The sequence below is a fragment of the Pseudomonas sp. PI1 genome (genome assembly GCF_000812405.1).
Taxonomy (GTDB): domain Bacteria; phylum Pseudomonadota; class Gammaproteobacteria; order Pseudomonadales; family Pseudomonadaceae; genus Pseudomonas; species Pseudomonas citronellolis.
In genome coordinates, this window is the sequence record NZ_JWMC01000019.1 from 25,100 (window position 1) to 37,110 (window position 12,011).

A 12,011-nucleotide genomic window follows, 5' to 3' on the forward strand; every position below is an offset into this window, starting at 1 on the left:
GTAGGATGGGTTGAGCGAAGCGATACCCATCAGCGGCCGGCCCGTCGCCACACCCGGCGCCGGGCTGGCCCGCTTCCGACGACTGTGATGCAATGCCCGCCCAGCCATTGACCCTGCCACCGCCGAACGTGAAGCCGAGCCTCGTGCGCAACCTGCTGTTGCCGATTCCGCTGATCCTGCTGATGCTCGGCTTCGGCTACGGCGGCTACCTGGTCAGCGCCGGCGCCGGCACCCGCGCCCTGGTCGCCAGCGGCGAACGCCAGTTGGAACTGCACGCCCGCGGGGTGGAAAGCGAGATCAGCCGCTACACCTACCTGCCCAGCCTGCTGGAGCTGGAAAACAACGTCACCCGCCTGCTGCTGGAACCCACGCCCGACCGCCGCGACCTGGTCAACGCCTACCTCGAAGGCCTCAACCGCCGCGCCGGCAGCCGCGCCATCTACCTGCTGGACACCTCCGGCCGGGTGCTGGCCACCAGCAACTGGCAGGACGCCGACAGCTACCTGGGCGAGGACCTGTCCTTCCGCGCCTACTTCCAGGACGCCGTGCAGGGCCGCCCGGGGCGCTTCTACGGCATCGGCAGCACCGTCGGCGAGCCCGGCTACTACCTGGCCCACGGCCTGGTGCACGGCGGGCGCATCGTCGGCGTGGCGGTGGTCAAGGTGAAGATGGAGGCCCTGGAGGAACGCTGGGAGAAGGCCCAGCTGCAGGCCTTCGTCAGCGACGAGAACGGTATCATCGTCCTCTCCAGCAACCCGCAGCTGCGCCTGAAGGCGGTGCGCCCGCTCAGCGCCGCGGACAAGGAGCGCCTGGCGCGCAGCCTGCAGTACTACTGGTGGGCGCTCAACGAATGGCAGCCCAGTTCGCGCCGGGCCCTGGGCGAGGGCGTGGAGGAAATCGGCTTCCGCGACCGCGACGCCAGCGGCGAGCCGCACGCCGAGCGCCTGTACCTGAAGCAGAGCCGCCGCCTGAACGACACCCCCTGGGACTTCACCCTGCTCAGCCCGCTGCAGGACGTGCGCCGCGAGGCCATGATCCACGGCGTGCTGGCCGCGGTGGGCTTCGCCCTGCTGGCGTTCCTGCTGATCGCCTGGAACGAGCGGCGCAAGGTCCTGGCCACCCGCCTGGCCGCCCGCGAGGCGCTGCAGCAGGCCAACGACGAACTGGAGCGGCGCATCGCCGAACGCACCGCCGACCTGCGCGCCAGCAACCAGCATCTACGCGAGCAGATCCGCGAGCGCCGCCAGGCCGAGGACACCCTGCGCAAGGCCCAGGACCGCCTGGTCCAGGCCGGCAAGCTGGCGGTGATCGGGCAGATGTCCACCAGCATCGCCCACGAGCTGAACCAGCCGCTGGCGGCGCTGCGCACCCTCTCCGGCAACACCGTGCGCTTCCTCCAGCGCGGCGCCCTGGACATCGCCAGCAGCAACCTGGAAGCGATCAACGAAATGGTCGACCGCATGGGCCGCATCACCGCCAGCCTGCGCGCCTTCGCCCGGCGCGCCGACGACCACGGCCAGGCGCGCCTGGGCAAGGCGGTGGACGCCGCGCTGCGGGTGCTGCAGGTGCGCCTGAAGGACTGCCCGCTGGCCCTGCACCGCGAATTCGACGATGTGTGCCTGGGCATCGACCAGACGCGCCTGGAGCAGATCCTGGTCAACCTCATCGCCAACGCCCTCGACGCAATGAGCGCGCAGGCCGACCGCCAGCTCTGGCTCAGCGGCCGCGCCGAGGGCGCGCAATACCACCTGACGGTGCGCGACAACGGCCCGGGCATCCCGCCGGATGCCCGTGAGCACCTGTTCGAACCCTTCTTCACCACCAAGCCCGGCGAGCACGGCCTGGGCCTGGGCCTGACGCTCTCGGCCAGCCTCGCCACCGCCGCCGGCGGCAGCCTAGGCGTGGCCCACCCGGAAGCCGGCGGCACCGCCTTCGAACTCAGCCTGCCCCTGCTGCCCACTCAGGAACCCACGCCATGAGCGACGAAAAACTCCGCGTACTGGTGGTCGAGGACGACCCCCACGTGCTGCTCGGCTGCCAGCAGGCCCTGGCCCTGGAAGACCTCGACAGCGACGGCGTGGCCAGCGCCGAGGAAGCGCTGCGGCGCGTGGGCGCCGACTTCCCCGGCATCGTCGTCAGCGACATCCGCCTGCCCGGCATGGACGGCCTGCAACTGCTGGCCCGCCTGCGCGAGAAGGACGCGCAGCTGCCGGTGGTGCTGATCACCGGCCACGGCGACATCGCCATGGCGGTGCAGGCCATGCGCGACGGCGCCTACGACTTCATGGAAAAACCCTTCGCCCCCGAGCGCCTGGTGGACGTGGCGCGGCGCGCCCTGGAGCACCGCCGGCTCAGCCGCGAGATCGGCCAGCTGCGCCGCCAACTGGCCGGGCGCCAGGCCCTGGAGGCCCGGCTGATCGGCCGTTCGCCGGCGATGCAGGCGCTGCGCGAGCTGATCGCCAACGTCGCCGACACCTCGGCCAACGTGCTCATCGAGGGCGAGACCGGCACCGGCAAGGAGCTGGTCGCCCGCTGCCTGCACGACTACAGCCGGCGCCAGGCCAAGGCCTTCGTCGCGCTGAACTGCGGCGGCCTGCCGGAAAGCCTGATCGACAGCGAAATCTTCGGCCACGAGGCCCACGCCTTCACCGGCGCCGGCAAGCGGCGCATCGGCAAGATCGAGCACGCCGACGGCGGCAGCCTGTTCCTCGACGAGATCGAGAGCATGCCGCTGAACCTGCAGGTCAAGCTGCTGCGCGTGCTGCAGGAACACCAGCTGGAACGCCTGGGCTCCAACCAGCTGATCCCGGTGGACTGCCGGGTGATAGCCGCGACCAAGTCGGACCTCGCCGCCATGGGCCGCGAGGGCAGCTTCCGCAGCGACCTCTACTACCGCCTCAACGTCATCACCCTGCAGTTGCCGCCGTTGCGGGAAAGACGCGAAGACATCCTGATGCTCTTCGAGCACTTCCTGCAGCAGTCCTCGCTGCGCTTCGACCGCCCGGCGCCGGCCATCGACAACGCCACCGCCGCCAGCCTGATGGCCCACGACTGGCCGGGCAACGTGCGCGAACTGCGCAACGTCGCCGAACGCTTCGCCCTCGGCCTACCGGTGCTGACCGGCGGCGGCCAGGGCCCGGACGCCAGCGAACCGCGCTTCGCCGAAGCCGTGGAAGCCTTCGAACGCAGCCTGCTGCAAAGCGCCCTGGAACGCCACGCAGGCAACCTCAGCCAGGCCGCCCAGGCCCTGGGCATGGCCAAGACCACGCTGTTCGACAAGGTGAAGAAATACGGGTTGGCGTAGGGCGCATAACGCCTACGGCGTTATCCGCCGCTACACCCATGCCCTCGCCGACGCCGGGGTCGAACCGGGCGATCCTCTTCCGTCGGTGAGAGCGGCCAAGGTCGGCTCCGAGCGGGGCGCGGCCAAGGTCAGTCGTGGTGATGGGTATCGCTTCGCTCAACCCATCCTACGGGGCTTCCCTGGAGTTGTAGGAGCGGACTCTCTCCGCGATCGGCCCGATCCATTGCACCGGACCATCCATCGGCACAACCTACGGGGTGTCATATTTGCCGGAAGGTGCAGGAGACGCCCCTTACCCCGCGCGTACCTCCTCCAGCAATTCGGGATGGCGGTCGAGCACCTTGAGCAGCTTGACCAGCGCCAACGGCGGGCGCGTCTTGCCATTCTCGTAGCGGGAGAACGCGTTCACGCCGCCACCGAAGATCTCCGCGGCCTCGCGCTGGTCCAGCGCCAGCTTCTTGCGTACCGCGGCGATGAATCCCGGATCGACCATCGAAGCGTTCACCCGCTTGTTGAAGGCCAGCATCTGGGCATTCACCCGCGCCGACTCGTCGGCGTCCAGCACCGCCTCGCCACAGGCCGGGCAGAACTCACCGCGCACAGCCGTTATCAGGGTGCTCTCCCCCTTGTAGGCATAGGGAAGGTCGCGGGTCTCGTGGAGCAGTTCGGCTCCACCGCAGAGGGGACATTTCATGCTCATAGCTCCTTGAAGGACACGACAAGCACATCGTCTATGACGGTCAACTTCAGATAGATCCGCCCCACGGCGGTCGAAGGTCGGTAGACGTCCTGCCAGACCCGATGATCGGCGTGAGTCGTCATGCTCTTGTAGAAATCGCGGGGCGCCAGGGCCTCGATGACCGCCAGCATGCCGGCGAAGTCCAACCCCAGCGCCGCGCCGCCGGAGAGCGCGGAATAGGTCGCGCGAACCCTGCCCTGGGCAAGCAGCGACTTGACTCGGTCGAGACGGCAATGGGGCGTCGATTTCTCCATCGAGCAAGGCTAGACAAACCCCGGCCATTTGGCAACTTGGTTAATTCCAGCCTGCCGCATTGCACTCCCACGCAAGCTCCGGGACACTACCCGCCTTTCCCATCGCCGCCCCGCCGGAGCCGCCCCATGTCCGCCAAATCCGAAGCCTTCTGGAACCAGCTCTGCGCCGACGCCGGCGTCGACCCGCAGCGGCGCCTGGCCGCGCGCCAGGCCATTCTGGCCGATGCGAAGGCGGTGGATGCCTGCTTCTACCGCCCCGACGACAACGACCCGGACGCCGAGGAGCTGGACCTGGGCGACGCCAGGGTGCTCATTCTCGGCCCCTTCGAGGCGCCCGCCGACTGGGACGCCGCCGAGCGCGAGGCGTTCTTCGAGGATGCCGACCCGGCGGCCTTCTTCAACGCCCTGGTGGAGTGCGAGGCCGAGCCCGGCAGCAAGGCCTTCTTCGTCCCGGAGATCGGCGATTTCGTCGCCGTGATGCCGAGCCCGGACAAGGTGCAGATGTACTTCCTGCACGACTGGCACGAAGAGGAAGACGGCTGCCATTGCGTGCTGGTGCGCGACGACGAAGGTCTCTGAGCCGACACGCAACCCAGGCTTTTTCCTACAGAAGCAGCGGTGAATCTCCACTAGGCCGGGCGCCGGGCCGAACCTACAGTTGCGGGCTCATTGCACCCAGCGGCGCCCGCCATGCCCCACGATCACGACAGCCTGCCGGTGGAACTCGAAACCCACCTGCCCAACCACGCCCCGCGCATCCTGCGCGGGCGCATCAGCCTGAACGACTACCACGACCTGCTGCTGGGCGACACGCCCGCCCTGGTGCGCCTGACGGACCTGCATGGCCAGAGCGACCTGTTCATCCGCGGGGTGAACATCCGCTGGGTGGTCCGCACCGACGACAGCGACGCAGCCGCCTAGGCGCCACGCCGAAGCGTGCCCGGGCGCGGGGCTAACTGAACCGAAGCTGAATATCGCCACGATTCATCGGCGCCCGGGGAACCGGGCGCCACGGCGTCAGTCACAGAGGAATCTTCGGCAACTTCCTACGCAGCCTTCGGCAGCAGCGCCGTGCGAGAGCCCACCATGCAACCGGATCAAGACACCCTCTGGGTCGAACTGGAAACCCTGGACAACGCCCAGCGCCCGCACCGCCTGCGCGGACGCATGCAACTGCGCGACTACTTCGACCTGCTGGCCGGCTGCGCCCCCAGCCTGGTGCGCCTGGACGATTGCCGCGCCGACCGCCGCGGCCCGGTGGCCGACCTGTTCATCCGCAGCGTGCACATCCTGCGGGTGATGGCCCTGGGCCCGGTGCCGGCCTGAAGCGGCCTCAGTCGGCCATCCCCTTGTAGACATAGGTCATCGGCCGCGGCCCCGGCAGGTACTCGCGGCTCAATTCGCGCACCTGGAAACCGCCGGCCTCGATCAGCGCCGGGATGTCGCGGTCCAGGTGGCAGCCGCCGGCCAGCGGCTTCCAGATCGGCGTCAGGCGGTGCTGCCAGGCGCGCACGCCGGCATCCGGCGCCAGGCCATGTTCGCAGAAGAGGAACTCGCCGCCCGGCTTGAGCACCCGGCGCATCTCGCGCAGCGCCGCCAGCACGTCCGGAATACTGCACAGGGTGAAGGTGCAGACGATGGAGTCGAAGCTGCCGGCGTCGGCGCGAATCTGCCCCAGCTCCAGCGCCACCATTTCCACCGGGATGCCGATCCCCGCCGCGCGCTTGCGCGCCAGGCCCTGCATCTGCGCCGCCGGGTCGACGCCGACGATTGTCGACACTTTCCCCGCGTCGTAGAAACCCAGGTTCAATCCGGTGCCGATGCCGATCTCCAGCACCCGGCCATGGGCCCGCGGCACCAGCTTCGAACGCTGCTTCATCACCTCGCCCATCCCGCAGGCGCAGTCGATCAGCCGTGGCAGCAGGTAGCGGTCGTAGACACCCATGCTCGTCTCCCCTGGCGGTTTCGCCCAGCCTAGCGCAGCCCAGGCCGCGTCGCGCGGGCTTTTCCGCCATCCGCCGGATTCCTGGGAACCTTTGTGCATAACTCGTCGGCCCATTAGACGATTGTCGACAATCCCCTTGACCACACGAACGAGGGGGGTTAGTTTTCGCCGCACCTGATGTGGATTGTCGACACCATGAACGAATCCCTGCTCCTGCCCAACGACGTCGAAGGCGACGGCGAGACGCTTTCGGAACACGTGTTCCGCAAGATCCAGTCGGCCATCGTCAAGGGCGAGATCGCCCCCGGCAGCAAGATTTCCGAGCCGGAGCTGGCGCGCACCTACGGCATCAGCCGCGGCCCGCTGCGCGAAGCGATCCACCGCCTGGAGGGCCAGAAGCTGCTGGTGCGCGTGCCCCACGTCGGCGCGCGGGTGGTGTCGCTGAGCCACGCCGAACTGATCGAGCTGTACGAAATCCGCGAATCCCTGGAAGGCATGGCCTGCCGCCTGGCCGCCGAGCGCATGAGCCAGGCCGAGATCGACGAGCTGCGCCGGGTGCTCGACACCCACGAGCGCGACGAGGCCTTCCAGGCCGGGCGCGGCTACTACCAGCAGGAAGGCGACTTCGACTTCCACTACCGGATCATCCAGGGCAGCGGCAACCGCACCCTGAGCCAGATGCTCTGCGGCGAGCTGTACCAGCTGGTGCGCATGTACCGCCTGCAGTTCTCCGCCGTGCCGAACCGGCCGCGCCAGGCCTTCGCCGAGCACCACCGCATTCTCGATGCCATCGCCGACCGTGACGGCGAACTGGCCGAACTGCTGATGCGCCGTCACATCGGCGCTTCCAAGCGCAACATCGAGCGTCACTACCTGGACGCCCAAGCCAAGACAGCCAACGAACGAGGTGAGTCATGAGTCTGCTTTCCCCCGGCCAGCGTTTCCGTACCGCCCTTGCCGAAGAGAAACCGCTGCAGGTGATCGGTGCGATCAACGCCAACCACGCCCTGCTCGCCAAGCGCGCCGGCTTCAAGGCCATCTACCTCTCCGGCGGCGGCGTCGCCGCCGGCTCCCTGGGCCTGCCGGACTTAGGGATCAACACCCTGGACGACGTGCTCACCGACGTGCGCCGCATCACCGACGTCTGCGACCTGCCGCTGCTGGTGGACATCGACACCGGCTTCGGCCCCAGCGCCTTCAACATCGAGCGCACGGTCAAGAGCCTGATCAAGGCCGGCGCCGCCGCCGCGCACATCGAGGACCAGGTCGGCGCCAAGCGTTGCGGCCACCGTCCGGGCAAGGAAATCGTCTCCACCGAGGAGATGGCCGACCGCGTGAAGGCCGCCGCCGACGCCAAGACCGACCCGAACTTCTTCCTCATCGCCCGCACCGACGCCATCCAGGCCGAGGGCGTGGACGCCGCCATCGAGCGCTGCCTGCGCTACGTGGAGGCCGGCGCCGACGGCATCTTCGCCGAGGCCGCCTACGACCTGCCGACCTACAAGCGCTTCGTCGACGCGCTGAACGTGCCGGTGCTGGCCAACATCACCGAGTTCGGCGCCACCCCGCTGTTCACCCGCGACGAACTGGCCTCGGTCGGCGTGGCCATCCAGCTCTACCCGCTGTCGGCCTTCCGCGCCGCCAACAAGGCCGCCGAAGCCGTGTACACCGCGATCCGCCAGGAAGGCCACCAGCAGAACGTCATCGAGCTGATGCAGACGCGTGCCGAGCTGTACGACCGCATCGGCTACCACGCCTTCGAGCAGAAGCTCGACGCGCTCTTCGCCAGCAAAAAATAAAAGCCGATAAAGGCCGAAAAAAGCGCTGAAGGCTGAACGACTCGCTCTTCGTTCAGCCTCCAGCCTCCAGCGCTCTTATCGGCTCTTAAAAGTCCAAGATGAGGAAACACCGATGAGCACGACTGAAACCACCACTGCCTTCAAGCCGAAGAAATCCGTGGCCCTCTCCGGCACCGCCGCCGGCAACACCGCCCTGTGCACCGTCGGCCGCACCGGCAACGACCTGCACTACCGCGGCTACGACGTGCTCGACTTCGCCAACCGCTGCGAATTCGAGGAAATCGCCCACCTGCTGGTCCACGGCAAGCTGCCCAACGTCGCCGAACTGGCCGCCTACAAGGCCAAGCTCAAGGCCCTGCGCGGCCTGCCGGCGGGCGTCAAGGCCGCCCTGGAAACCCTGCCGCCGTCGGCCCACCCGATGGACGTGATGCGCACCGCGGTTTCCGTGCTCGGCTGCCTACAGCCCGAGAAGGACGACCACAACCACCCCGGCGCCCGTGACATCGCCGACAAGCTGATGGCCTCCCTGGGTTCCGCCCTGCTGTACTGGTATCACTTCAGCCACAACGGCAAGCGCATCGACGTGGAAACCGACGACGACTCCATCGGCGGCCACTTCCTGCACCTGCTGCACGGCGAGAAGCCGCGCGAGTCCTGGGTGCGCGCCATGCACACCTCGCTGAACCTGTACGCCGAGCACGAGTTCAACGCCTCCACCTTCACCTCCCGCGTCATCGCCGGCACCGGCTCGGACATGTACTCCTGCATCGCCGGCGCCATCGGCGCGCTGCGCGGCCCGAAACACGGCGGCGCCAACGAGGTGGCCTTCGAGATCCAGAAGCGCTACGACAACCCGGACGAAGCCGAGGCCGACATCCGCGCCCGCGTCGAGAAAAAGGAAGTGGTGATCGGCTTCGGCCACCCGGTCTACACCGTGTCCGACCCGCGCAACAAGGTGATCAAGGAAGTCGCCCGCCAGCTCTCCGAAGAGCAGCACAACAGCAAGATGTACGACATCGCCGAGCGCCTGGAAAGCGTGATGTGGGAAATCAAGAAGATGTTCCCCAACCTCGACTGGTTCAGCGCCGTGAGCTACCACATGATGGGCGTGCCCACCGCCATGTTCACCCCGCTGTTCGTGATCGCCCGCACCGCCGGCTGGTCCGCCCACGTCATCGAGCAGCGCATCGACGGCAAGATCATCCGCCCGAGCGCCAACTACGTAGGTCCCGAAGACCTGAAGTTCGTGCCGCTCAAGGAGCGTAAATAATCATGAATGCCCAATACCGTAAAAGCCTGCCCGGCACACAACTGGACTACTTCGACGCCCGTGCGGCCGTCGAAGAGATCCAGGCTGGTGCCTGGGACAAACTCCCGTACACCTCGCGCGTGCTGGCCGAGCAGCTGGTGCGCCGCTGCGAGCCGGAGCTGCTGACCGCTGCGCTGGAACAGCTGATCTACCGCAAGCGCGACCTCGACTTCCCCTGGTACCCGGCGCGCGTGGTCTGCCACGACATCCTCGGGCAGACCGCGCTGGTCGACCTGGCCGGCCTGCGCGACGCCATCGCCGACCAGGGCGGCGACCCGTCCAAGGTCAACCCGGTGGTGCCGACGCAGCTGATCGTCGACCACTCCCTGGCCGTGGAAGCCCCGGGCTTCGACCCCGAGGCCTTCGAGAAGAACCGCGCCATCGAGGACCGCCGCAACGAGGACCGCTTCCACTTCATCGAGTGGACCAAGACCGCGTTCAAGAACGTCGACGTGATCCCCGCCGGCAACGGCATCATGCACCAGATCAACCTGGAGAAGATGAGCCCGGTGATCCAGGCGCGCGGCGGCGTGGCCTTCCCCGACACCTGCGTGGGCACCGACTCGCACACCCCGCACGTGGACGCCCTGGGCGTGATCGCCATCGGCGTCGGCGGCCTGGAAGCCGAGACCGTGATGCTCGGCCACCCGTCGATGATGCGCCTGCCCGACATCGTCGGCGTCGAGCTGACCGGCAAGCGCCAGCCCGGCATCACCGCCACCGACATCGTCCTGGCCCTGACCGAGTTCCTGCGCAAGGAGCGCGTGGTGGGCGCCTACGTGGAGTTCTTCGGCGAAGGCGCAGACAGCCTCTCCGTCGGCGACCGCGCGACCATCTCCAACATGTGCCCGGAATACGGCGCCACCGCCTCGATGTTCTACATCGATGGCCAGACCATCGACTACCTCAAGCTCACCGGCCGCGAGCCGGAGCAGGTGGCGCTGGTGGAGAACTACGCGAAGACCCTCGGCCTGTGGGGCGACGCCCTGAAGAGCGCCGAGTACGAGCGCGTGCTCAGCTTCGACCTGGGCAGCGTGGTGCGCAACATGGCCGGCCCGTCCAACCCGCACCGCCGCCTGCCGACCTCGGCGCTGGCCGAGCGCGGCATCGCCGACGAGGCCAAGCTGGAATCCGGCCGCGACGAAGAAGCCCACGGCCTGATGCCCGACGGCGCGGTGATCATCGCCGCCATCACCAGTTGCACCAACACCTCCAACCCGCGCAACGTGGTGGCCGCCGGCCTGCTGGCGAAGAAGGCCAACGCGCTGGGCCTGGTGCGCAAGCCCTGGGTGAAGACCTCCTTCGCGCCGGGCTCGAAAGTCGCCAGGCTGTACCTGGAAGAAGCCGGCCTGCTGACCGAGCTGGAGAAGCTCGGCTTCGGCATCGTCGCCTACGCCTGCACCACCTGCAACGGCATGTCCGGGGCGCTGGAGCCGAAGATCCAGCAGGAGATCATCGACCGCGACCTGTACGCCACCGCCGTGCTCTCGGGCAACCGCAACTTCGACGGGCGCATCCACCCCTACGCCAAGCAGGCCTTCCTCGCCTCGCCGCCGCTGGTGGTGGCCTACGCCATCGCCGGCACCGTGCGCTTCGACATCGAGCGGGACCCGCTGGGCACCGACGCCAACGGCAACCCGATCACCCTGAAGGACCTGTGGCCGTCCGACGAAGAGATCGACGCCATTGTCGCGGCCAGTGTGAAGCCCGAGCAGTTCCGCCAGGTGTACATCCCGATGTTCGACCTGGGCAGCGTCAAGGAAGCCGACAGCCCGCTGTACGACTGGCGCCCGCAGTCCACCTACATCCGCCGCCCGCCCTACTGGGAAGGCGCGCTGGCCGGCGAACGCACGCTCAAGGGCATGCGCCCGCTGGCGATCCTGCCGGACAACATCACCACCGACCACCTGTCGCCGTCCAACGCCATCCTCGCCAGCTCCGCGGCCGGCGAATACCTGGCGAAAATGGGCCTGCCGGAGGAGGACTTCAACTCCTACGCCACCCACCGCGGCGACCACCTCACCGCACAGCGCGCCACCTTCGCCAACCCGCAGCTGGTCAACGAGATGGCCGTGGTCGACGGCGCGGTGAAGAAAGGTTCGCTGGCCCGCGTTGAGCCGGAAGGCAAGGTGATGCGCATGTGGGAAGCCATCGAGACCTATATGAACCGCAAGCAGAACCTGATCATCGTCGCCGGCGCCGACTACGGCCAGGGCTCGTCCCGCGACTGGGCGGCCAAGGGCGTGCGCCTGGCCGGCGTCGAGGTGATCGTGGCCGAAGGCTTCGAGCGCATCCACCGCACCAACCTGGTGGGCATGGGCGTGCTGCCGGTGGAGTTCAAACCGGGCACCACGCGCCTGACCCTGGGCCTGGACGGCACCGAGACCTACGACATCGAAGGCGAACTGTCGCCGCGCTGCGACCTGACCCTGGTGGTCAACCGCCGCAACGGTGAAGTGGTTCGTGTGCCGGTGACCTGCCGCCTCGACACCGCCGCCGACGTCAGCGTGTACAAGGCCGGCGGCGTGCTGCAGCGCTTCGCCAAGGACTTCCTCGAGTCGTCCGCGGCGTGATGTAACAAGAGCCCCTCTCCCTAACCCTCTCCCTGAAGGGAGAGGGGACCGTTCGGCGCAGGATGAAACCAATGCGTCAGCCGGCACG

12 protein-coding genes are annotated in these 12,011 nt (G+C 68.0%); 9 read left to right on the top strand and 3 right to left on the bottom strand.

Annotated features, from left to right (window positions below):
* Positions 1–92 precede the first annotated feature (92 nt).
* Positions 93–1,979: a sensor histidine kinase gene (locus RN02_RS08080; protein ID WP_043314029.1), complete on the top strand. Its 1,887-nt coding sequence runs from the start codon at positions 93–95 to the stop codon at positions 1,977–1,979.
* Complete coding sequence (locus RN02_RS08085) at positions 1,976–3,304, top strand: sigma-54-dependent transcriptional regulator (RefSeq protein ID WP_043314030.1); 1,329 nt, start codon at positions 1,976–1,978, stop codon at positions 3,302–3,304. The genes RN02_RS08080 and RN02_RS08085 overlap by 4 nt, the downstream gene beginning before the upstream one ends.
* Positions 3,305–3,596: 292 nt before the next feature.
* On the opposite strand, the gene RN02_RS08090 is transcribed toward RN02_RS08085, so the two are convergent.
* Both RN02_RS08090 and RN02_RS08095 read right to left on the bottom strand, forming a co-directional pair.
* Complete coding sequence (locus tag RN02_RS08090) at positions 3,597–3,998, bottom strand: type II toxin-antitoxin system MqsA family antitoxin (RefSeq protein ID WP_043314031.1); 402 nt, start codon at positions 3,996–3,998, stop codon at positions 3,597–3,599.
* A gap of 2 nt (positions 3,999–4,000) precedes the next feature.
* On the bottom strand, positions 4,001–4,297 hold the full coding sequence (locus RN02_RS08095; protein ID WP_009615994.1) for a type II toxin-antitoxin system MqsR family toxin: 297 nt from the start codon (positions 4,295–4,297) through the stop codon (positions 4,001–4,003).
* A gap of 126 nt (positions 4,298–4,423) precedes the next feature.
* On the opposite strand from RN02_RS08095, the gene RN02_RS08100 reads away from it, so the two are divergent.
* The 3 genes from RN02_RS08100 to RN02_RS08110 all read left to right on the top strand — a co-directional run bounded on the left by RN02_RS08100 (position 4,424) and on the right by RN02_RS08110 (position 5,623).
* Positions 4,424–4,876, top strand: a complete 453-nt coding sequence (locus tag RN02_RS08100) for a hypothetical protein (RefSeq protein ID WP_009615993.1) — start codon at positions 4,424–4,426, stop codon at positions 4,874–4,876.
* A gap of 111 nt (positions 4,877–4,987) precedes the next feature.
* A complete protein-coding gene (locus RN02_RS08105) occupies positions 4,988–5,218 on the top strand; it encodes a hypothetical protein (RefSeq protein WP_009615992.1) in 231 nt (76 codons plus the stop codon).
* Positions 5,219–5,383: 165 nt separating this feature from the next.
* Entirely contained in the window at positions 5,384–5,623 is a 240-nt protein-coding gene (locus RN02_RS08110) for a hypothetical protein (RefSeq protein WP_009615991.1), read from the top strand.
* A 7-nt stretch (positions 5,624–5,630) separates the two neighbouring features.
* On the opposite strand, the gene RN02_RS08115 is transcribed toward RN02_RS08110, so the two are convergent.
* The gene (locus tag RN02_RS08115; RefSeq protein ID WP_043273198.1) at positions 5,631–6,242 is read right to left on the bottom strand and encodes a class I SAM-dependent methyltransferase; all 612 of its coding nucleotides are present in this window, start codon (positions 6,240–6,242) and stop codon (positions 5,631–5,633) included.
* Between the two features lie 195 nt (positions 6,243–6,437).
* Between RN02_RS08115 and RN02_RS08120 the strand changes: the two genes are divergently transcribed.
* The 4 genes from RN02_RS08120 to acnD all read left to right on the top strand — a co-directional run bounded on the left by RN02_RS08120 (position 6,438) and on the right by acnD (position 11,923).
* Positions 6,438–7,160: a GntR family transcriptional regulator gene (locus tag RN02_RS08120; protein ID WP_009615989.1), complete on the top strand. Its 723-nt coding sequence runs from the start codon at positions 6,438–6,440 to the stop codon at positions 7,158–7,160.
* Positions 7,157–8,041: a methylisocitrate lyase gene (prpB, locus tag RN02_RS08125; protein ID WP_009615988.1), complete on the top strand. Its 885-nt coding sequence runs from the start codon at positions 7,157–7,159 to the stop codon at positions 8,039–8,041. Before RN02_RS08120 ends, prpB begins: the two co-directional genes overlap by 4 nt.
* Positions 8,042–8,153: 112 nt before the next feature.
* The gene (gene prpC / locus RN02_RS08130) at positions 8,154–9,311 is read left to right on the top strand and encodes a bifunctional 2-methylcitrate synthase/citrate synthase (protein WP_043314032.1); all 1,158 of its coding nucleotides are present in this window, start codon (positions 8,154–8,156) and stop codon (positions 9,309–9,311) included.
* Positions 9,312–9,313: 2 nt separating this feature from the next.
* Positions 9,314–11,923, top strand: a complete 2,610-nt coding sequence (gene acnD / locus RN02_RS08135) for a Fe/S-dependent 2-methylisocitrate dehydratase AcnD (RefSeq protein ID WP_043314033.1) — start codon at positions 9,314–9,316, stop codon at positions 11,921–11,923.
* Positions 11,924–12,011 lie beyond the last annotated feature (88 nt).

Bases quoted from the DNA above. Each gene is read 5' to 3' on its own strand.
- RN02_RS08080 (WP_043314029.1), top strand. From the start codon at position 93: ATGCCCGCCCAGCCATTGACCCTGCCACCGCCGAACGTGAAGCCGAGC.
- RN02_RS08085 (WP_043314030.1), top strand. From the start codon at position 1,976: ATGAGCGACGAAAAACTCCGCGTACTGGTGGTCGAGGACGACCCCCAC.
- RN02_RS08090 (WP_043314031.1), bottom strand. From the start codon at position 3,998: ATGAAATGTCCCCTCTGCGGTGGAGCCGAACTGCTCCACGAGACCCGC.
- RN02_RS08095 (WP_009615994.1), bottom strand. From the start codon at position 4,297: ATGGAGAAATCGACGCCCCATTGCCGTCTCGACCGAGTCAAGTCGCTG.
- RN02_RS08100 (WP_009615993.1), top strand. From the start codon at position 4,424: ATGTCCGCCAAATCCGAAGCCTTCTGGAACCAGCTCTGCGCCGACGCC.
- RN02_RS08105 (WP_009615992.1), top strand. From the start codon at position 4,988: ATGCCCCACGATCACGACAGCCTGCCGGTGGAACTCGAAACCCACCTG.
- RN02_RS08110 (WP_009615991.1), top strand. From the start codon at position 5,384: ATGCAACCGGATCAAGACACCCTCTGGGTCGAACTGGAAACCCTGGAC.
- RN02_RS08115 (WP_043273198.1), bottom strand. From the start codon at position 6,242: ATGGGTGTCTACGACCGCTACCTGCTGCCACGGCTGATCGACTGCGCC.
- RN02_RS08120 (WP_009615989.1), top strand. From the start codon at position 6,438: ATGAACGAATCCCTGCTCCTGCCCAACGACGTCGAAGGCGACGGCGAG.
- prpB (WP_009615988.1), top strand. From the start codon at position 7,157: ATGAGTCTGCTTTCCCCCGGCCAGCGTTTCCGTACCGCCCTTGCCGAA.
- prpC (WP_043314032.1), top strand. From the start codon at position 8,154: ATGAGCACGACTGAAACCACCACTGCCTTCAAGCCGAAGAAATCCGTG.
- acnD (WP_043314033.1), top strand. From the start codon at position 9,314: ATGAATGCCCAATACCGTAAAAGCCTGCCCGGCACACAACTGGACTAC.